General features: G+C 57.3%; 15 protein-coding genes. 6 read left to right on the top strand and 9 right to left on the bottom strand.

Annotation, left to right across the window (positions count from 1 at the left end; translation table 11 throughout):
* Nucleotides 1–161 precede the first annotated feature (161 nt).
* From NUV55_RS12835 to NUV55_RS12820, 4 genes are all read right to left on the bottom strand, one after another.
* Nucleotides 162–734, bottom strand: a complete 573-nt coding sequence (locus NUV55_RS12835) for a sigma-70 family RNA polymerase sigma factor (RefSeq protein WP_296673593.1) — start codon at nt 732–734, stop codon at nt 162–164.
* Between the two features lie 20 nt (nt 735–754).
* Complete coding sequence (locus NUV55_RS12830; protein WP_296673591.1) at nt 755–1930, bottom strand: hypothetical protein; 1176 nt, start codon at nt 1928–1930, stop codon at nt 755–757.
* Nucleotides 1931–1986: 56 nt separating this feature from the next.
* Nucleotides 1987–4041, bottom strand: coding sequence for a hypothetical protein (locus NUV55_RS12825; protein WP_296673589.1), 2055 nt, complete (start codon nt 4039–4041; stop codon nt 1987–1989).
* Between the two features lie 246 nt (nt 4042–4287).
* Nucleotides 4288–5040: a YciK family oxidoreductase gene (locus tag NUV55_RS12820; RefSeq protein WP_296673588.1), complete on the bottom strand. Its 753-nt coding sequence runs from the start codon at nt 5038–5040 to the stop codon at nt 4288–4290.
* Between the two features lie 124 nt (nt 5041–5164).
* Between NUV55_RS12820 and NUV55_RS12815 the strand changes: the two genes are divergently transcribed.
* On the top strand, nt 5165–5380 hold the full coding sequence (locus tag NUV55_RS12815; protein ID WP_296673585.1) for a hypothetical protein: 216 nt from the start codon (nt 5165–5167) through the stop codon (nt 5378–5380).
* Between the two features lie 16 nt (nt 5381–5396).
* Here NUV55_RS12815 and NUV55_RS12810 read toward each other — a convergent pair whose 3' ends face one another.
* The 5 genes from NUV55_RS12810 to NUV55_RS12790 form a co-directional block, all read right to left on the bottom strand.
* Nucleotides 5397–6365: a diguanylate cyclase gene (locus NUV55_RS12810; RefSeq protein WP_296673584.1), complete on the bottom strand. Its 969-nt coding sequence runs from the start codon at nt 6363–6365 to the stop codon at nt 5397–5399.
* A gap of 78 nt (nt 6366–6443) precedes the next feature.
* The gene (locus tag NUV55_RS12805; RefSeq protein ID WP_296673582.1) at nt 6444–7664 is read right to left on the bottom strand and encodes a DNA recombination protein RmuC; all 1221 of its coding nucleotides are present in this window, start codon (nt 7662–7664) and stop codon (nt 6444–6446) included.
* Nucleotides 7657–8325, bottom strand: a complete 669-nt coding sequence (locus NUV55_RS12800; RefSeq protein ID WP_296673580.1) for an HAD family hydrolase — start codon at nt 8323–8325, stop codon at nt 7657–7659. The genes NUV55_RS12805 and NUV55_RS12800 overlap by 8 nt, the downstream gene beginning before the upstream one ends.
* A gap of 240 nt (nt 8326–8565) precedes the next feature.
* The gene (gene ubiG, locus NUV55_RS12795) at nt 8566–9276 is read right to left on the bottom strand and encodes a bifunctional 2-polyprenyl-6-hydroxyphenol methylase/3-demethylubiquinol 3-O-methyltransferase UbiG (RefSeq protein WP_296673579.1); all 711 of its coding nucleotides are present in this window, start codon (nt 9274–9276) and stop codon (nt 8566–8568) included.
* Nucleotides 9277–9374: 98 nt separating this feature from the next.
* Nucleotides 9375–10688, bottom strand: a complete 1314-nt coding sequence (locus NUV55_RS12790; protein ID WP_296673577.1) for a TRZ/ATZ family hydrolase — start codon at nt 10686–10688, stop codon at nt 9375–9377.
* Between the two features lie 304 nt (nt 10689–10992).
* On the opposite strand from NUV55_RS12790, the gene NUV55_RS12785 reads away from it, so the two are divergent.
* From NUV55_RS12785 to gyrA, 5 genes are all read left to right on the top strand, one after another.
* Nucleotides 10993–11877: a hypothetical protein gene (locus NUV55_RS12785; RefSeq protein ID WP_296673575.1), complete on the top strand. Its 885-nt coding sequence runs from the start codon at nt 10993–10995 to the stop codon at nt 11875–11877.
* A 117-nt stretch (nt 11878–11994) separates the two neighbouring features.
* Nucleotides 11995–13356 carry an NUDIX domain-containing protein gene (locus tag NUV55_RS12780; RefSeq protein WP_296673574.1) on the top strand — a complete coding sequence of 454 codons (1362 nt, stop codon included), beginning with the start codon at nt 11995–11997 and terminating at the stop codon, nt 13354–13356.
* Nucleotides 13357–13515: 159 nt separating this feature from the next.
* Nucleotides 13516–14325: a putative phage abortive infection protein gene (locus NUV55_RS12775; protein ID WP_296673572.1), complete on the top strand. Its 810-nt coding sequence runs from the start codon at nt 13516–13518 to the stop codon at nt 14323–14325.
* 76 nt (nt 14326–14401) lie between these two features.
* Nucleotides 14402–15466 (top strand): S-methyl-5-thioribose-1-phosphate isomerase, encoded by a 1065-nt coding sequence (mtnA, locus tag NUV55_RS12770; protein WP_296673568.1) that lies wholly within the window; start codon nt 14402–14404, stop codon nt 15464–15466.
* Between the two features lie 179 nt (nt 15467–15645).
* The gene (gene gyrA, locus NUV55_RS12765) at nt 15646–18201 is read left to right on the top strand and encodes a DNA gyrase subunit A (protein ID WP_296673567.1); all 2556 of its coding nucleotides are present in this window, start codon (nt 15646–15648) and stop codon (nt 18199–18201) included.
* Nucleotides 18202–18278: the final 77 nt, after the last annotated feature.

Below are 18278 nucleotides of genomic sequence, written 5' to 3'. Positions count from 1 at the left end.
CTTCACGGCTTCATAATTAAGCGGTAAGCGATGGACGGCGCGGTTCATCCGTTATGTCGTCGTCTCTGCACGCATGGTTCAAAGCGCTGGGACTGGAGTTCCGGTGGCGCGCGACACCGGAACGCACTGCAGGGCTCGAGGCAGGCGCTGGACGGCGCAGTTCATCCTGTTGCCTCGGCCAGCGCACCGAGACAGCGCTTGAGCAGACGCCGCGCGTGAAACATTCGGGTTTTGACCGTTCCGACCGGACATTCCGAAATTTCAGAAATTTCCTCGCAGGACAAATCTTCGAAGTAGGCAAGGTGCATTATTTGGCGATGCATCTCAGACAATCCGTCAAGGCAGCGGCGCAGCAGCGATGCATTTTCCGCGCCGGCGTACACGTCGAATGCGGTCGGGCTGTTCTCGTCTTCCATTTCGGCGTCAAGTTCGTCCTGCGGATGGTTTTTGCGGCGGCGGAAATGATCAACGGTCTTGTGGTGCGCGATACCAAGAACCCAGGTTAGCGCCCTGGAGCGGCCCTCGAATCGGCCGGCGGAACGCCACACCTCGAGCATGACTTCGTTCAAGACGTCGGCAGCATCCGCCGGCTCTCTCAGACGCTTGAGGGCAAAGGCGTAAACCTGTCTGTGATACGACTGGTAAAATTCGCGCAGTGCCGGCTCGTTGCCAGAGGCAATTCGTGTCAGAAGGCCCGCGGCATCATCAATCTCAGTTGGCCGCCGTTCCTTCATGTTGTCCCCCGACATTCCGCTTACGGTAAGCGGATTTCCCGCACTGGACTCTCACCGACGATGCTGCCGTCGCCGCCGATGGCGAGCACACGCCACAGATAGCGGCCGCCCGGCGGCAGGTGAGTGCGCGCGCTGGCGGACAGCGTGGTTTTTGTCTGTGTCCCCGGCACCAGCATGCCGGTCACGGGCGGTGTGGCGGGCAAGGTGGGCGCCCTGGTCGTGGCTTCGCCACCGAGATCCGGGAGCGAATCGCCGGCCTGCGGGGCGGCCGCGTACACCTCGAGCTGGTAGGCGCGTGCGCCGCGTATCGGTTCCCAGGCGAACACGTCATCCGGCGCCAGCAGGCTCTGGTGTGCCGGCAGCACGATCCCGATGGGTACGATTGGTAGCACCTCTCCCGGTTTGCCGCTGCTGACGAAGTAGCGCAGCACCGGTTGTTCGAAACCGGGCACCGGATCGGTGATGCGGAACCGCACCAGATAAAAGCCCGAGCTGTCGGTCGGCAGGTTGGGACTGCGCAGGGTTTGCGGGCTGCCGCCGGTGAGGTACTGGCGCACCGGATTCAGGGTGCGATAGACCGGTTGACCGGAAGTGCTCGACGGACCGGCGACTTCCCACACTCCCTGCACCAGGCCGCTGCCCGAGAAACTGATTTCGGCCAGCGCATGTATCGGTTCTTTCATGCCGAGCACGCGCACCGGCGCGCCGTTGTCGAAGGCGAGCGCCAGGCGCGAGACACTGAAGCCGGCGGCGGCAGAGGAGGCAATATTGATCGTGACAAACCCCGGCTGTCCTGACAACGTTCCATCATCTTCGAAGTCACGAAAATATGTAAAACTGGTCAGGCCCATTTTGTGTGCCCGGTAGATCACATCGGCCGGAACCAGAAGCGATTCCGTGATCACTGCGGTGGTGCCGGCGGCAGCGGGCTTGCTCAGGGAAGTGGAAACAGTTCCCAGCAGTGTTGCGTCAACACTGCTACGGAAGACGCCGCTGGGCGAACGCGCCACCGGGCCGTCATTCACCGTGACATTCCATGTGATGGTTATCGTGGCGGAACCACCGAGGGGAACCCTGGCGCTGCCGGGTGTGGACGTGATGCTGCTGATAGACGCATGCGCCGGTGGGCCGAACGCGCTGCTGAACAGGGCCAGGCCAAGGATTATGGCTCGAAAGAGAGATAGTGCATGCATCATGGTTGTCACCTCGGAATCTGTGTCGTTGGCGGCCTAATGCCGGTTCATTCTGTTTTTCAGTATCCCGGCTGCCAGGATACCGATGCCTTCAGGAATACCTGATAGTTTTCCACATCGTTGCTGGTAGTGACGCGATCTTCCGCGTCGTGATACTGGCCTTCGAGGGAAAGCGCGACGCCGGGTTTGAGGCCCTGCGCCGGCTGCACCATCCAGCCAAGGCTGCCGGTGATGTCGTGCGTCCGGATGTTGACGGAACCGTCCTGCACCTGCTGGCGGTTGGCGCTGTAACCCAGATTGGCGTTGACCCGCTGGCTGAAGGCATAGCCCAGGCTCAGTCCCGCGGATACGGTTTCCGAATCCAGCGTGCGGCTGTCGTTGTTGATGACTTCGTTGAATTGCAGGTTGGGGTTGAGCGAGAGTTTCTCGCCGATACGCAGGTTGGCGGCCAGTTGGGTGGTCTTGTTCTCCGTGTCCGGGCCGGCATTGATGTAGTCAATGTCCTTGCCGAAAGTATGTACGGCGGACCAGCTCCAGGTACTGTAGTTGAACATCGCGCTCAAGGTGGTGTTGCGCGTGGCATGCAGCGCGCCGCTCGCCAGGCCGGCTGTCGCCTTTTCCACGCCCTGGTCCACGTCCACATGGGTGACATTATAGGTCGGCTGGCCGTACCAGGCCGGCGGCGGCAACTGGCCGTCGGCGGTTGGCGTTTGCAGCGGCGTGTAGGTCAGCGAAACCACACCCTGCGTGGTTTCGGTGCGCGGCAGCAGGATCAGATCGTCCACGTTGTCGGTCTCGTGCCCGAGTGAGGCCTGGGCGTTCAACCCGAACCAGTCAAAGTTGACGAAACTGCGGATGGCCTGACGGTCGGCGACGCCCGAGGGGTTGGCCGGACTGCGGAAAAATGTTCCGATGCGCCGCTTCTCGATGCCGATGCTGGCGGCCATGGGCTGGTCCATGACGATCTTCTGCTGCCACGGCGAGAACATGACCAGCGCCGTGTGGGCGCGGCTCTTCTCGGCGGACAGGTTGGAGTCAATGACGCCGTCGAGGTCGGTGTCGCGGCCTTTACCGTCGGAGTCGAAGTGCGTGCGGGCGACCTCGCCGCGCAGACGCAGGCGCCTGTCGAGCAGGTTGCCATCGGCGATGAAACTGCTGGAGCGCCCGCCGGAGACTGTTGTGTCGCCGCCGATACTCGTGCCGATCTGGTCCGGACCCTCGCCCGAGAGATAGGTGGCCGCGATCAGCAGCGCGTCGCGGTCGGAGGCGAGCGGCCGCAGCGAGGCGGTGATGCCGTCAATGCGATTTTCTGAATCGCCGATTCCGAAACCTTCCTGCGCGCCGTAGATGTCCTGCGTGCGCAGACCGAAGCCGCTGACGGCGGCGCCCGTTTCCGGCGAGGCGTAGCCGGCCGACACGCCGCGGCGGTTGAAGCCCTGCATCACCAGACTCTCCGGCGCGATGGCGTGGTGGCCGGCGTTGACGCTGAAATCGCCGGCCGTGCCGGTGAGCAGGAAATTTCCCACATCCACTTTGTGCTTGGAGCGCGGCAACTGGGTTTCCTGACTGTTGGCAAGAATGTCGGCATTGCCGCCGAGGCGCCAGTTGCCGTCGGCGACCGCGCCCTGAAGCTGGGCCGCGCCATTGGCCTGATTGCGCTTGGGCGCGTCAACGAGATTGTCGTCCGACACGCGTCGCACAAAGTTCAGCGTCACGTTGGCGTTCAGGTCGGCCTCGCGAAAGGCGGAATTCTTGCGCACGTCCAGCGTCCAGACGCCGCGCTCGATGATGCTGCCATCGGCCGCGTGCTCGACCAGGCGCAATTGATGCTGGCCGTAACTCATCGCTTGAGGCGGTGTGAAGAGAGCGTGATTGCCTTCGCGCGACACCATGCCGGTTACGTCGAAATCATCCAGTTCCAGCATCAGTCGTGGCAGGGTTCCCGTCGGCAGCTTGGGGAGGCTGATGCGGATGGTCTCGGAGGCTCCAAAGGCGCCTTTTGACGGGACGACGAGTTCGGGTTTCCAGTCGGCGTAAGCCGGCAGCGCGGATACCGAGATGGCCATGCAGCAGGCACAGGCAAGCAAACGCGCCCGTGGAATTTTCTTGTTCATTAGATAGCCTCCTCCGATACGGCAGCACCCTGACTTGCTGGTATGTCGAGTCATGGCGTCACCGGGTTCATTCGCAACAGGGCAATCGCTGGGCGAGGGCGACATTTCCTGTTTTCTTATGATTCTGGACCGAATAACGCTACCAAAAAAAGGCCATTACGGCCACACAAAACCGGGGAACGGCAGTTTGTCGGTGCCGGAGGGAAGGCAGGCAGGGCGCTGATCGTTATGCGCTTTAAGGCAGGCTTAGGCGGGCAGATCCCGGGAACTCAGCGCCCGGCCGCTGACACCGCGGCTGTCCGGGCCAAGCAGATACAGGTAGGCCGGCGCGAGACTTTCCGGTGTCGGCAGGGTGTCGCGATCCTCGCCGGGATAGAGGCGCGAGCGCAGGCCGGTGCGGACCGCGCCGGGGTCGAGGCTGTTGACGCGGACGCGCCCGGCAGAGGCAAGCTCATCCGCAAGTATCTGCATCAGGCCTTCCAACCCGAAGCAGGAGACGCCGTAAGCGCCCCAATAGGCGCGGCCCTTCCGGCCGACGTCGGCCGTGGTGAATACAATCGAGGCATCCGTGGAATTGTTCAGCAGCGGCAGGCAGGCACGCGTCAGCAGCCAGGCGGCATTCAGATTCACCTGCATTACGCGGAACCACATTTCGGGCGTGTAGTGTTCCAGTGGCGTCAGGGTGCCGGTATCGGCGGCATTGTGCAGCAGGCCGTCAAGCTGTCCGAACTCCTTTTCGACGGTCTGCGCCAACTGTTCATAGTGCGAGGGCGTGGCCGTGGCCAGATCGAGCGGCAGGATCGCCGGCTGTGGCCAGCCTTGGCGTTCAATCTCGTCGTACACTTTTTCCAGTTTCTTTGCGGTGCGCCCGAGCAAGATGACGCTGGCACCGTGTTGCGCGCAGGTGAGCGCCGCCGCGCGGCCGATACCGTCACCGGCGCCGGTGATCAGGATGCGTCGAGAGGCGAGCAGGTTGGGGGCAGGTGTATAAGCCGGCATCGGTGTAATGCATTGTCGGATGCAGAAAAGTGTGCCGATTGTATCGCATGCCGTCTGCCAGCACAGTGGCCAAGGGCGACGGTGTTGTTTATGATCAGGCGTGTTTCACGACAAAGAGGGCGCTATGAAGAAATTTATTATTGGATTAGCCGTCGGCCTGATTGTTGCCTTTCCGCTCGGCATCAATTTCGGCAAGGACGTGCCGCTACTCAGCAACCCGTTTGCCGCCAAGCCGGACATCGCCGCGCAGGTCAAGGAGCGCACGGGCGAGTTGTTGAAAGACACCAAAGAAGCGATCCACGACGCCACCAAGCCGGTGAAGGAAAAATTCTCTAAATAGGCTACGGGCGAGGGTATTAGCCGAAAGTGGTTTTGCCCTCGTCATTGACACAGATCCGGTTGCGCCCCGAGTTCTTGGCGAGATACAGGCGATTGTCCGCCACCCCCAGCAGTTGATCGATGCTCTCCGCCGGATCCACGCTCAGCGAGGCGATACCAATACTGACGGTGATCGGAATAATCTTGTCGCCGAAGATAAATTGTTCGCGTTCGATGGCGGAACGGGTGCGTTCCGCCAGCACCGCCGTCCCGAGGCGATTGGCGTCCGGCAGCAGCATGGCGAATTCTTCGCCGCCGATGCGCGCCACCGTATCCTCGGTGCGCGACATGTCCAGCAGGATTTGCGCGACCAGGACCAGCGCGTCGTCACCGATCGAGTGCCCGTAGGTATCGTTGATTTTCTTGAAGTGGTCGATGTCCAGCAGGATCACCGACAGGTCCGACACATAGCGGCGCGCCATGACCAGCGCCTTGGCGCCGTTCTCAAAGAAAGCGCGGCGATTCCTGAGCCTGGTGAGTGAATCCGTGGTGGCTTGTTCCGCCAACGCATGCCTGCTCGCTTCCAGCTCGCGGATGGTGCGCGCCAGCCGGCAATGCACGTTGACGCGCGCCACCATTTCCATTTCATCGATGGGCTTGGTAATGAAATCGTTGGCGCCATTGAGGAAGGCCAGGTTGCGATCGACGTTGTCCTCGGCGGTGGTCATGACGATGACCGGCAGGTTCTTGTGGCGGGCGTCCTCGCTTTTGCGAATCTTCACCAGCAATTGATGCCCGGTCATGTTCGGCATGTGAATGTCGGTGATGACGAGGACAATCTCCGGGTTGGCTTCAAGCGTCTCCCAGGCCATCACGCCATCTTTCGCGTGCAGCAAACGATAATTGTTGCCAAGGTATTTCGACAGCAACGCCGTGGTTGTCGGGGAGTCTTCCACCAGCAGCAGGAGTGGGAGCTGGTCAGTCGTCTGGGATTTTTCTGGCTTCACGGCTATCGTGTCAGCATCGCCCGGAATGAGCCATGTCAGCTAAAAATATAGCACGCTGCCGCCCGGCCATTGGGCCGGTTAAACCTCTTGTACGTCCCGGACCGCCTTCTCAATTCGCTCGGGCTCTTCCAGTGCCTTGTCCCCGCCCACACCCATTTCCGAGAACTTGCGCGCCCCCGGGAGCAGTTTGGCCTCGAAGGATCCCACGGTCTTGTTGTAATCCGCCACCGTGCTGTTGAGGCTGCGGCCGAGCTTCAAGAGGTGTTCGCTGAAGGTGGCGAGCCGGCTGTACAGTTCTTCGCCGACATCACGGATGTGAGCGGCGTTGGCCGTGAGGCTTTCCTGACGCCAGCCGTAGGCCACGGCGCGTAGCAGGGCCACGAAGCTGGTCGGGGTGGTGAGAATGACCTTCTGTTTCAGGGCGTCTTCCAGCAAGCTGCGATCAATGTCGAGCGCGGCGCCCAGAAACTGGTCGCCGGGGATGAACAGGATCACGAAGTCCGGCGCGTTCTTGAATTGTGTCCAGTAAGCCTTGCTCGATAGTTCGCGCACGCGCTCGCGCACCTTGCGCGCGTGATGCTCCAGATGCTTGCGGCGCGTATCGTCGTCAGTGGCCTCGACCGCGCTGAGATAGGCATCGAGCGGGGTTTTTACGTCCACCACGATTTCGCGTCCGTCCGGCATGCGCACGATCATGTCGGGACGCAGGCGGCCTTCATCCGTGTCCGTGTGTTCCTGTTCGTAGAAATCGCAGTGCTCGACCATACCGGCCAGCTCGGCGAGGCGCTTCAACGTCATCTCGCCCCATTGGCCGCGCACTTCGGGGCGGCGCAGCGCCTGCACCAGATTGCGTGTTTCGCCTTGCAGCAGTTGCTGTGTCTGCACCATGGTTTCGAGATGCTTGGTGAGTGAGCCGTAGGCTTCCTTGCGATCGTTCTCCATCATGCGGATTTGCTGCTCGGTTTTTTCCAAGGCCTCGCGCACCGGCTTGATCAGGTTCTCGACTGCTTTTTCCTTCAGCTCAAGATCGCCCTTGGCCTGCACGTGGAATTGCTTGAGCGATTCCTGCGCCAGTTGCAAGAAAGTCTGGTTGTTTTCCTTGAGCGCGCGATTGGACAGCGCAATAAAGGTTTGTTCGAGGCCGGCAAGCTTTTCCTGTGCCGCCTTGCGTTCCAGTTCGAGCGTGATGGCGAGTTCCGTGAGCTGCTTCTGGTTGCGCAGGCGCGAGACGAACCAGCCCAGCGCGCCCGCCAGCAGGATGACGATGCTTACAATAATAAGTGTGACGGCGTTACTCATGCTGTTTCAGCCAGTCCAGAATATCGCCCGGCGCACGGATCATGCCGTCCGCGCCCCAGCGATCGGGGGTTTCATGGCCGTTAATGTACCCGAACAGCGCCACGAGCGTCTTCATGCCGGCATGTCGTCCGGCCAGGATGTCGCGCTCGGCGTCGCCGACGTACAGGCATTGCTCCGGACGGCTGCCGGCCGCGGTGCAGGCGTGCAGCATCGGCTCCGGATGCGGCTTGCGATTGGGCACGGTGTCGCCGCTGACCACGCAGATGGGCGCGGGCTGGGGATTGAGCTGCGCCATCAACGGATCGGTGAGAAACGTCGGCTTGTTCGTGACCACGCCCCAGTTCATGCCTTGTTTCTTGAGCGCTTGCAGCAGAGGTGGAATGCCGTCGAACAGGCGCGTGTGGCGGCAAAGATTTTCGGTATACAGCACAAGGAAACGCTGACGCAGGCGATCGAAATCGGAATCACCCGGTTTCTGACCGAAACCGAGCGTCACCATCGCCGAGGCCCCGTGCGACACCTCGGGGCGGATGATGTCGTAAGGCAGCGCCCGCTTGCCTTCCTCGATCAGCAGCACGTTCAGCGCATGCGCCAAGTCCGGCGCGGTGTCAGCCAGCGTGCCGTCGAGATCGAACAACACCGTGCGGATTTTGGAAGCCATTGTAAATAAACTATTAGTAATTACCGCCAAGGCGCCAAGACGCCAAGAAACAGTATGACGTTGGATTTACTGAGCATCAGTGAAGCGTACCGAATGTACCAACGGTGCGCTTTGCTTCGCTTTTGACCGCCCTGCAAAGACTATGGATATTTAGCACCAAGATGTCAGGTACGCTAAGTTTTTCAAACAAATTATTCTGCTCTCTTGGCGTCTTGGCGGTAGAAATAGTTTTTGAAGGCCTTACTCACCGCGCGTGGAATAGGCGATGTAGTTGACGTCCACGCCGCGCCCGAGGCGGTACTGACGCGTCAGCGGGTTGTAGTGCATGCCGATGAACTCTTGCACCGACAGCCCCGCGCGCCGCGCCCACTGTTCCAGCTCCGAGGGCTTGATGAATTTCATGTATTCGTGCGTGCCCTTGGGCAGCATGTTCAGCACGTACTCGGCGCCGACAATGGCGAGCAGCCATGACTTCGGATTACGGTTGATGGTGGAGAAGAACACCTTGCCGCCGGGTTTGACCAGTTTGGCGCAGGCCGCGACCGAGGAGGACGGTTCGGGGACATGCTCCAGCATTTCCATGCAGGTCACGATGTCGAAGGATTCCGGCTTCTCGCGCGCCATATCCTCGGCGCTGATCTTGCGGTAATCGACCTTCTGTCCGGATTCTTTCAAGTGCAGCTTGGCCACCGCGAGCGGGGCGTCGCCGAGGTCTATGCCAGTGACGTTGGCGCCTTTCTCCGCCATGCTCTCCGAGAGAATGCCGCCGCCGCAGCCGATGTCGAGCACAGTCTTGCCCTTGAGCCCGGCGCGATCATTTATATAGTTGAGGCGCAGCGGGTTGATGTCGTGCAGCGGCTTGAATTCGCTGTGTGGGTCCCACCAGCGCGCCGCCAGGGATTCAAACTTGGCGATTTCTTCGGGATCGACGTTTTGGGCGGTATGGGTCATATAAATATTCACCGCAGAGGGCGCAGAGCACGCAGAGAAATAAAAATATTGTACTCTCAATTCTTCATTTTCTCTGCGAACCCTGTGTTCTCCGCGGTTCAGGCTCTTATCTTATTACTCCATTCGACGGCCTTGTCCCGTAGGGCAGCTTCGTCGATTCCGGCCAAGTGGTAATTCGCGAGCAGGTGCTTGCCGTTGACCCACACGTCCGAGACCTGGTTGCGCGTGGTGGCATAGACGATCTGCGACAAGGGCTCGTACACCGGCTGGCTGCTGATGGCGGAAAGATCAATGGCCGTAATATCTGCCGCCTTGCCGGCGGTGAGTGAGCCGATGCGCGCCTCCAGCCCGAGCGCCTTCGCGCCGTTCAGCGTCGCCATGCGCAGTGCCATATGCGCCGGGATCGCGGTGGCATCGCCGCTCACGCCCTTGGCGAGCAAGGCGGCGATATGCATTTCCTCCAGCATGTCGAGGCTGTTGTTGCTGGCCGCACCGTCGGTGCCGAGCGCCACGTTCACGCCGGCCTTGACCAGCGCCTGCACCGGGCAGAAGCCGCTGGCGAGCTTGAGATTGGATTCCGGGCAGTGCACCGCGCTGACATTGTCCTGCGCCAGCGTCTTGATCTCCTCCGGCAGCAGCTGGGTCATGTGCACCGCGATTAGGCGCGGGCCGAGCAGGCCGAGTTTCGCCAGGCGGGCCAGCGGACGCATGCCATGCTGTTTCTGTCCTTCACTCACCTCATGCGCGGTTTCGTGCACGTGCATGTGGATCGGAATATCCAACTCGTCGGCGTACATGCGGATTTTTTCGAATGGTGCATCCGAGACTGTATAAGGCGCGTGCGGAGCGAAGGCGGTGGTGATGAGTTCGCTGTTGCGCAGCTCATCGTGCAGCTTGAGCCCCTTATGCAGGTATTCATCGGCGTTCTGTGCCCAGGCGCTGGGGAAGTCGATCATGATCAGCCCGATGCAGGCACGCATGCCGGCGTCGTGACACACGCGTGCGGTGACGTCGGGGAAGAAGTACATATCGCTGAAGCAAGTGGTGCCGCTCTTCAGCATCTCGGCGATGGCGAGCTCGGTGCCGTCGCGCACGAAATCGGGGCTGACCCACTTCGCTTCCGCCGGCCAGATGTGATGGTTCAGCCAGTCCATGAGCGGCAGATCGTCCGCCAGCCCGCGGAACAGGCTCATGGCGGCATGGGTGTGCGCGTTTACCAGGCCGGGGATCACGGCATGCTGCTTGAGCTCGACCGTTTCCGTAGCGCGATATTTCTTGGCGGCGTCTTTGGTGGGCAGGACTTCGACGATCTTGCCGCCGTGGACGGCGATGCTGTGGTGATCTAGTGTCGTGCCGTCGGGTTCGACGGGAATCACCCAGCGGGCGTTTATTAAGGTGTCGATGGTTTGCATGGGGCGGTTTTTAATTTAGGCGGGGGGGAGTATAACGTAAGTTTTGTTCCCTCTCCCCTTGGGGGAGAGGGTGAGGGAGAGGGGACGGTTTTGTATCGCCTTCGGCGATGATGAACAGCTAAGGGCGGTTTCCGCACCGCGGGCAGGCCCATTTCTTTTGCTCGGCCCGAGGCTGGCGATGCTCGGGCGCGCCATACGGGGCTTGGAGCAACAGCATTTTTACCTTGCTTGACTCATGGCACATGAGGTTCAAATATGATGTTCTAGAGATTCAATTATCTTTAAGAAAGAAGCTAATAAAAACATGGTTGCGGATAACGATTTTATTGAAATCAAGGTTGATTTTGTGCGAGGTGAGGGTGACCCATCGCGCATATTTCGAGCAATGGCTGGTCTCATCGAATCTACACAACTTCTCGACACCCACCTTGCCGCTGTCCTTAGCACGAAAGTACGTACTACTCTCGTCCTGCAAGATGTTGAGACAGGTTCGTTAAAATCAAAACTCAAAACGGTTATCGAAGAATTGCTGGATGAAGCGCTTAAACATGGCGAAACGAAAAAGATTATTGGACACTTTCTTCTTAAAGCAAAACACAAAATCATTAATTGGTGTTCAGACCGGAAAGAAATTAAGAATCGTGAGGAAGTGAAGCAACTTGAGACCGATATTCACAATCTTGCAGAGCAATCCGATATTAAGTTACTTCCAGCCTATGCCCCAGTAGAAACAGCTAGTCTTCTTTCAGATATCAATGCAGTCCGTGATGCATTATCTAACTTACAGCAAGAAGATAGCGCAACATTCATAAGCTCTGAGGGTGCATCTCAGTATAACCGCAGCCTTTCAATTTCACCTCAGATTGTTCGTGAACTGATCACTCAGAATATTATACGGAGTGAAGGTGAGCGAATTCTTAAAGTAAAAAAGCCTGACTACTTGAGTGATACTATGTGGGGATTTAAGTATGCAGGACATCAAATCGAAGCAAAAATATTTGACGACTCTTGGCTTACGAAATTTCAAACTCGGCAAGTCAGCGTACAACCTGGAGACTCATTGCGAGTTGTGCTTCGTGAAGAAATCTCATATGGCTATGACAGTGAGATTGTCAACACGCACTATGAAGTAGCCAGAGTCTTAGAAATAATACCGGGCGCAAAACTTATCCAAGGAGAGCTTTTATAGCGGATACTAATCATTTACTTCTAACACGCGCGCTATTTAATTGCGATACGTAAAAGTTGTGTACTGGTTAACTTTGGCGGTGTTTTGAAAGACGAGACCCCACAAGGAGTGTAGGCTATGGTGAAGTCTGCTTTACAAGCACGAGCGGAAAGAGCAGCACAAAGGTTTAGAGATGCTGCACGTATCCCCATTGTGCTCGAATTCGCAGGCGTACCGAAAGCTGGTAAAACTACAACATTGTCACAAGTACATGCTTTTTTAAGGAGATGCGGATTTCGTGCAGAGGTAGTCGTAGAACGAGCTTCAGTTTGTCCTATCAGAGATAAAAAGCATGCCAACTTTAATATATGGACAGCATGTACAACCTTATCTCAGATTTTAGAAAAGACCCAGAATCCTCCACGTCCAGATGACCCTCAAATTCTAATTCTGGACCGCGGTATATTTGACACAATTTGCTGGCTTGAATTGTTGGAAAAATTACAGAGGCTTCGTGCAGACGAGCGAGAGGCTATTGAACAATTCATCACACAAAATGATTGGCGAAAACGTATCACTGCGGTATTTCTCATGACTGTTTCACCTAAAGATGCAATGAAGCGTGAGCAGGGCCTTCTTCCAATTGTTGGCACCGTGGGTTCTATTATGAATGAAAAAGTATTAGGCGAAATGCTTGAAGTTACTAAGCGTACCGCTGAGCGTATGAAGGATAAATTTCGTATATATGAGATAAATACATCACAAGGCGCTATTCAGGTTGATCCAAAACGCACCGCAGAAAAAGTCGTAGATATTATTCTAGGCGTTATTGAGGAACAGATCAGCGAAGATGTTCTTACGCTTCCAAAAAGTCACGTATCAGCTTTTTTCAAGACCGGTGACTGCATTCATGTGGACAGCACTAAAGAATTAATTCATCTGTATGAATCAAAAGGTGAGTATCTACCACGTTCAGATGTTGAGAAAGATAATACTCGTGTGCAAGCTTTGCCTGTTGTAGTGGTTCGGAACGCAAGCGGTGATGTGTTGAGATTACGGAGACGTGAGAAACAAACAGATGATCTCCTCCATGATAAGGTTGTTATCTGGGCTGGTGGCCACGTAAGAAAAGAAGATGCTGTTGGTGGCTCATCTATTTCTCAATGTATGGTGCGTGAACTTGAGGAAGAGCTGCGTCTTCGAGTGCAGGCATCTGCATTAAAGCCTCTTGGAGCTATTTACGTAGATGTTGGCGAAAGGTCATCAAAACATGTGGCGATAGTTCATGAGTGGCGCGCAATGACTGATGATGTCGCCGTAGCTTTAAGTAATTCGGAGTTCTTCGAAAGAAGAGGAACATCACTTAGTGGTAGTTTTGCAACACTGGATGAACTTGCAATAGATGTCGAAGGTAAAAAGTTACATGAAGCATGGTCTGACTATATTGTTCGTGAATTTCTTGCCAAGGATTCACGGCACTTAACTCCTCGACTTCTATAACGAAGTTTATAAATTGAGGCCAGAGCACAGTTTTAGATAAAATAATCAAAGGGTCGGAGTAGAAAAAAATAAACTTAACCTTTCACGTTCAAGTAACCTGTTCTCAGAAAGCGCGTATCATTTTTCTCAGAAACTGAATTTCATAAATGTCACATACTTATGGCTAGCGATCAGAATACGCCCAAGACAGGTATTAAAACTTTGGGGTTTCTTATGCTCATTGTTTTAGTAGTCTGGACTCTCGGCGGAATTCTGCTCTATGGCCGAGCAGATCGAGGAACTTTCGGTGACATGTTTGGCGCAGTGAACGCGCTTTTTGCTGGTCTAGCATTCGCGGGAATTATTTACACAATCTTTCTTCAACGTACAGAGCTTGAATTACAGAGGCGGGAACTAACAGAAACACGCAAGGAACTTGAAGGACAAAAGCTTCAACTTGAACGGCAAGCTTTTGAGAACGCTTTCTTTCAGATGCTTACCTTACATAATGAGATAGTTGGCTCCTTTTCCTACAGCAGTGTTTTAGGAGTGCGTGTTTTTCAAGGTAAGGAGTGCTTCTCAGGGATTAAGAATGATTTTCTAGTGGCGTATTTAAAAAATCCCACGAAAGGAGGGCCAATAGAAGAGCGGTATAAAACATATTACCTCACGCACGCACACGAAGTTCTTGGCCACTACTTTAGAAATCTCTATCAGATTGTTAAGTATATTAATGACAGTACTGTACAGAATAAGAAGTTCTACACAAACATCATTCGTGCTCAGTTATCGAGTGCGGAACTTTTCCTGCTATTTTTCAACTCACTGAGTGAGTTTGGATATGAGAAGTTTCATCCACTTATACTCAAATTCGAATTGCTGGAGCATCTACCGCAAGATGGTGATATTCAAAGCGCAGACGCAACGAGATTTGGGTCTAAAGCATTTGGTACGAGCCCACAATGGGCAACATATCTCGGTGCTAAATAAGAAAACTCGGGTCTGATTAAAGTTTTCGCTAATTTTAGCAAGAATTGTGAATTGACCCCGTTTATACTTCGCCCCCATGAGCACACCCGCCCCCAACGAAATCGCCTACGACAAAATCCGCGCGGTCGAATGGGAAAACGGCCGGTTGAAGCTTATCGACCAACGCATTCTCCCCGACAAATTCGAACATCTTTATCTCGATCATCTCCCGGAAAGTGCCAAGGCGATCACGGACATGGTGGTGCGTGGGGCGCCGGCGATCGGCGTCACGGCGGCCTATGCCGTGGTGCTGGCTGCGCGGGACTGGTACAAGGAAAACCCCACCAGATGGCAGAAGGCGATACAGCCGGACCTGGAATTACTTGCCAAGGCGCGGCCGACGGCGGTGAACCTGCGCTGGGCGGTGGAGCATATGCGCGGGCTTATCAATGCCGGTATTCCGGGCAATCCGGTGATGCGGCTGCTTTCGGAAGCGCAGCGCATTCACGCCGAGGACATCGCCGCCAACCGGCGCATGGGCGAACTGGGCGCGGCGCTGATCGAAAAAGACAGCGGGGTGTTGACGCACTGCAACACCGGAGCGCTGGCAACGGGTGGTTATGGCACGGCGCTAGGCGTGGTGCGCGCCGGTTATGCGGCCAAACGTATTAAGCATGTCTTCGCCGACGAGACCCGCCCCTGGCTTCAGGGCGCGCGCCTGACGGCGTGGGAGCTGGTGCAGGAGGGCATTCCGGCCACGCTCATCGCCGACAGCGCCGCGACCTGGTTAATGAAGCAGGGCAAGGTGGCGTGGGTGATCGTGGGTGCAGACCGTATCGCCGCCAATGGTGATGTTGCCAATAAGATTGGTACTTATATGACGGCCGTGGCGGCGCGCTACCATAAGGTGAAGTTCATGGTGGTGGCGCCCACCAGCACCGTGGACATGAACACGCTCGACGGTAGTAAGATCCCCATCGAGACCCGGGCCGAAGCCGAAGTGCTCCACTTTGGCGGCATCCGCACCGCCCCCGAGGGCGCGCAGGCCTGGAATCCGGCCTTCGATATCACTCCCGCCGACTTGATCGACGCCATCGTGACCGAAAAAGGCGTGGTCACGAACCCCACCCGCGACAAGATGCTCGCGCTGATGAAAAAGTAGCCTTAAACAAGCCTGTTTTTAGCGCCTCTCGCGCTGTTTCCGCCCCCGGTTTTTAAGTGCAGTTAGGGGGGTAGGCATGCTAGAATTCCGCTCTTATTCCGGTCCCGAGACAGGCAGAAAAACAATTACTTATCAGTTACTTATCAATAAGTTACCCAGGATAGGGTAACTGATTTCTTATGGAACAATTCGCCAAAGAAACCATCCCGGTCAATCTCGAAGACGAGATGCGACGCTCCTACCTCGATTACGCCATGAGCGTGATCGTGGGGCGGGCGCTGCCGGATGTGCGCGACGGCTTGAAGCCGGTGCACCGGCGCGTGTTGTTCGCCATGCACGTGCTCAACAACGACTGGAACAAGCCCTACAAGAAATCCGCCCGCGTGGTCGGTGACGTCATCGGTAAATACCATCCCCACGGCGACACCGCGGTGTACGACACCATCGTGCGCATGGCGCAGCATTTCTCGCTGCGCTACATGCTGATCGAAGGCCAGGGCAACTTCGGCTCGGTCGACGGCGATGCCCCGGCGGCCATGCGTTACACCGAAATCCGCATGGCGCGCATCGCGCACGAGATGCTGGCCGACCTCGACAAGGAAACGGTCAACTTCGGGCCGAACTACGACGGCAGCGAGCACGAGCCGCTGGTGATGCCGGCGCGGTTGCCGAACCTGCTGATCAACGGATCTTCGGGCATCGCCGTCGGCATGGCGACCAACATCCCGCCGCACAATCTGAACGAAGTCATCAATGCCTGTGTCGCGCTCATCGATAAGCCGGAGACGACCATCGATGAATTGATAAAGATTATTCCCGGCCCGGATTTTCCGACGGCGGGGATTATCACCGGCGTCGACGGCATCCACGAGGCCTATCGCACCGGGCGCGGGCGCGTGTACGTGCGTGCGCGGGTGGAGATCGAGACCGACGACAAACGCGGGCGCCAATCCATCATCGTCACCGAGCTGCCGTATCAGGTGAACAAGGCGATGCTGCTGGAGCGCATCGCCGAGCTGGTGCACGAAGGCAAGATCGAGGACATCTCGGAACTGCGCGACGAGTCGGACAAGTCCGGCATGCGCATGGTGATCGACCTCAAGCGCGGCGCGGTCGCCGACGTGATCCTGAACAACCTGTACGAACACACGTCAATGCAGAGCGTGTTCGGCATCAACGCGGTGGCGCTGGTCAACGGTCAGCCGCGCCTGCTCAACCTCAAGGAACTGCTCGAGTGCTTCCTGCGCCACCGGCGCGAAGTGGTCACACGCCGTTCCATCTACGATCTGCGCAAGTCGCGCGATCGCGCCCATATTCTGGAAGGCCTGGCGGTGGCGCTGGAGAGTATTGACGAGATGATCGCGCTCATCAAGGCGGCCAAGGACCCGGACGAGGCGCGCGTGAAAATGCTGGCGCGTAGCTGGCCGGCCAAGCTCGTGACCAAGATGCTGTCAGCCGGTGACGCCGACCTGACGCGGCCGGAAGGATTGGACAAGGTCTTCGGTCTGACGGCTAAAGGCTATCGCCTGACGGAAACGCAGGCGCAGGCGATTCTCGATCTGCGGCTGCATCGCCTGACCGGGCTGGAGCAGGAAAAGCTGCGCAGCGAATACGGCGACATTCTCAAGACCATCGCCGACCTGCTCGACATTCTGGGAAACCCCGAACGTCTCATGAAGGTGATCCGCGAGGAGTTGCTCGCGATCCTCGAACAGTATGGTGACAAGCGCCGCACGGAAATTGTGCAGAGCCGCGTGAGCATGAGCATGGAAGACCTGATCGCCGATGAGGACGTGGTGGTGACGTTGTCACACGCGGGTTACATCAAGTCCCAGCCGCTCACGGCCTACCGTGCCCAGAAACGCGGCGGCCGCGGCAAGACCGCGACCAGCATGAAGGAAGAGGATTTTGTCGACAAATTGCTGATCACCAACACCCACGCCACGATTCTGTGTTTTACCAGCCTGGGCAAGGTGTTTTGGAAGAAGGTATACGAGATTCCGACGGCCGGGCGCGGCGCGCGCGGGAAGCCCATCGTCAACCTGCTGTCGCTGGAAGAGGGCGAGCACGTCAGCGCCATCCTGACGGTGAAGGATTTCGACAAGGGCGGCTACGTGTTCATGGCCACCTCCGACGGCACGGTCAAGAAAACCGAGCTGGTTGAATTCACGCGCCCGCGCTCCACTGGCATCCGCGCCATCGAGCTGAAAACCGGCAACCGATTGATTGGCGTCGGCCTGACCGACAGCAAGTGCGATATTCTGCTGTTCAGCGATGCCGGCAAGGTGGTGCGTTTCGCCGAGGACGACGTGCGGCCCATGGGACGCACGGCCAAGGGTGTGCGCGGCCTGATGCTGAAAAAGGACCAGTCGGTGATCGCGCTGATCATCGCTTGCCCCGATAAGGTCGGCAATGCCACCTCGGTGCTGACGGCGACGAAGAACGGTTTCGGCAAGCGCACGCCGCTCGATGATTACCCGAAGCATCGCCGCGGCGGTCAGGGCGTAATCTCGATTCAGGTGAACGAGCGCAACGGCGCCGTGGTCAGCGCCTGCGTGGTCGGCGACGAAGATCAGGCGATGTTGATTACGAGCGGCGGCACCATGATCCGCACGCGCGTGAAGGAAGTCTCCATTGTCGGACGCAATACCCAGGGCGTGCGCTTGATCGGCACCGAAGAAGGCGAACATCTCGCCGGTCTCGAACGCGTGGCTGAGTCGGAAGAAGATGAGTAATAAATCTTACCGCAGAGTGCGCAGAGAATTGATGGGTAATTCTAAACTCTTTTCTCTGCGTCCTCTGCGATCTCTGC

It is taken from the genome of Sulfuricaulis sp. (assembly GCF_024653915.1).
Classification (GTDB): Bacteria; Pseudomonadota; Gammaproteobacteria; order Acidiferrobacterales; family Sulfurifustaceae; genus Sulfuricaulis.
Note: the sequence above shows the minus strand (reverse complement) of the source record. Positions and strands in the feature narration are given on the sequence as shown.

What these genes read in the sequence shown, in the direction of transcription:
- NUV55_RS12835 (WP_296673593.1), bottom strand. Translation starts at nt 734, where the DNA reads ATGAAGGAACGGCGGCCAACTGAGATTGATGATGCCGCGGGCCTTCTG.
- NUV55_RS12830 (WP_296673591.1), bottom strand. Translation starts at nt 1,930, where the DNA reads ATGATGCATGCACTATCTCTCTTTCGAGCCATAATCCTTGGCCTGGCC.
- NUV55_RS12825 (WP_296673589.1), bottom strand. Translation starts at nt 4,041, where the DNA reads ATGAACAAGAAAATTCCACGGGCGCGTTTGCTTGCCTGTGCCTGCTGC.
- NUV55_RS12820 (WP_296673588.1), bottom strand. Translation starts at nt 5,040, where the DNA reads ATGCCGGCTTATACACCTGCCCCCAACCTGCTCGCCTCTCGACGCATC.
- NUV55_RS12815 (WP_296673585.1), top strand. Translation starts at nt 5,165, where the DNA reads ATGAAGAAATTTATTATTGGATTAGCCGTCGGCCTGATTGTTGCCTTT.
- NUV55_RS12805 (WP_296673582.1), bottom strand. Translation starts at nt 7,664, where the DNA reads ATGAGTAACGCCGTCACACTTATTATTGTAAGCATCGTCATCCTGCTG.
- NUV55_RS12800 (WP_296673580.1), bottom strand. Translation starts at nt 8,325, where the DNA reads ATGGCTTCCAAAATCCGCACGGTGTTGTTCGATCTCGACGGCACGCTG.
- ubiG (WP_296673579.1), bottom strand. Translation starts at nt 9,276, where the DNA reads ATGACCCATACCGCCCAAAACGTCGATCCCGAAGAAATCGCCAAGTTT.
- NUV55_RS12790 (WP_296673577.1), bottom strand. Translation starts at nt 10,688, where the DNA reads ATGCAAACCATCGACACCTTAATAAACGCCCGCTGGGTGATTCCCGTC.
- NUV55_RS12785 (WP_296673575.1), top strand. Translation starts at nt 10,993, where the DNA reads ATGGTTGCGGATAACGATTTTATTGAAATCAAGGTTGATTTTGTGCGA.
- NUV55_RS12780 (WP_296673574.1), top strand. Translation starts at nt 11,995, where the DNA reads ATGGTGAAGTCTGCTTTACAAGCACGAGCGGAAAGAGCAGCACAAAGG.
- NUV55_RS12775 (WP_296673572.1), top strand. Translation starts at nt 13,516, where the DNA reads ATGGCTAGCGATCAGAATACGCCCAAGACAGGTATTAAAACTTTGGGG.
- mtnA (WP_296673568.1), top strand. Translation starts at nt 14,402, where the DNA reads ATGAGCACACCCGCCCCCAACGAAATCGCCTACGACAAAATCCGCGCG.
- gyrA (WP_296673567.1), top strand. Translation starts at nt 15,646, where the DNA reads ATGGAACAATTCGCCAAAGAAACCATCCCGGTCAATCTCGAAGACGAG.